The following is a 1,549-nucleotide window of genomic DNA, read 5'->3' as shown; positions in this document are numbered from 1 at the left end:
GCCCACAACGCCACACCGGGGTTGGTCAGCCGGCCAGCAACGCAGCCGAACTGCCGCGCCGCAGTTTGCCGGACGATGTCTTCGGGATGCTTCCCGGGCCGAGAACCGCAACAGTGCGGGGGCGTACCCCGACCTCCGCGACGACCGCATGAATCACGTCGTGTTCGATGCGGCGGACCTCGCCGGGGTCGTCGATCCGGTTGGTCTCGACGGCGACCGCGAACGATTCCCGCCTGTCACCGGCGTCGAGGCGGATCGCGACGGCATTGCCCGGTCGCACCCCGTCGACCCCGCACGCCGCGCGTTCGATGTCGGTCGGATACACGTTGCGGCCACCCATGATGATGACGTCCTTGACGCGCCCGCACACCACCACCCGACCGTCGTCGGTGAAATAGCCGACGTCGCCGGTGTCGAACCAGCCGTCCGGGCCCTGCGCCGCGACCGGGCCGTCCACGGTGACGTATCCACAGGTCACAGCCTTGCCGCGCAGCTCGATGATGCCGACACCGCGCGCGGGCAACACCTGCCCGTCACGCCCGACGACGCGCCCTTCGAGCCCGGGAACGAGATGCCCGAGCGTGGCCAGGCGCCGCGCGTGCGGCCGGGTGGTGGGCACGGCCATGCCTCCCGCTTCGAGTAGGTCCGGGTCGACGACGTCGAGGACCTGCCCGTGCCCGGGATCCGGCACCGACACCGCGAGCGTCGTCTCGGCCATGCCGTAGACCGGCGCCAGGGCCATCGGGTCGAGCCCGAAGCGTGCTCCGGCGTCCGCCAACGCGATCATGGTGTCCGGGTCGACGGGTTCGGCGCCGTTCCACATCCACCGCATCGACGACAGGTTGACGGCACCGTCCGGTGCCTGTGCAAGCTTGCGCGCCAGCAGGGAGTACGCGAAATTCGGTGCGGCTGTGACTGTTCCACGATACTTTCCGATCAGTTCTGCCCACAGCAACGGAGCCCTGAGGAACTCCAGCGGTGTCACCGACACGACCTCGGCGCCGAGTTGCATGGGCACACTGAGAAATCCGACCATTCCCATGTCGTGGAACAACGGAAGCCAACTGATCATCACGTCGTCGTCGAGGGAGAACTTGATGCGTTCGAACATCGCATACGCGTTGGCGTAGAAGTTCTCGTGCGAGATCTGCACCGCCTTCGGTGAACCGGTCGAACCGGATGTCAACTGCTGCAACGCAATGTCCGATTCCGCGGTGGCGACCGGGTCGACCGGGTCGCCCGCCCGCATCGGTGCGACGTTCACGACGCGGATACCCCGGTCCCGCAGCACCGGTTCGGCGGCGTCGAACGGCGCGCCGAGCACCACGGCTCGTGCGTCGATCATCGCGGCGACGGTTTCGGTGTCGCGGGCCCACGCGATCAGGTCGGTGCGTGGCGTCGGCTGGTGCAGCATGGTGACGCTGCCGCCGCGCATCCAGATCGCCTGACAGACCGGGGCGATGTCGGCGGGATCGCCCGCCAGCACACCGACCGCGTCGCCGTGGCCGATGCCGGCGGCGACAAGCGCCCCCGCCATGCACCGGGCCTG

Annotated in this window: 1 protein-coding gene; it reads right to left on the bottom strand. The window is 68.8% G+C overall.

Going from position 1 to position 1,549, the window contains the following annotated elements; translation table 11 throughout:
* Positions 1-25: 25 nt before the first annotated feature.
* Positions 26-1,549, bottom strand: a 1,524-nt coding sequence (locus tag WAX14_RS09605) for a fatty acyl-AMP ligase (protein WP_422627856.1), incomplete at its 5' end; no start/stop codon positions are given.

The organism is Rhodococcus sp. (in: high G+C Gram-positive bacteria) (genome assembly GCF_049299235.1).
GTDB lineage: Bacteria > Actinomycetota > Actinomycetes > Mycobacteriales > Mycobacteriaceae > Rhodococcus.
The sequence above is the reverse complement of the archived record's forward strand: the minus strand, read 5'-3'. Positions and strand labels throughout refer to the sequence as shown.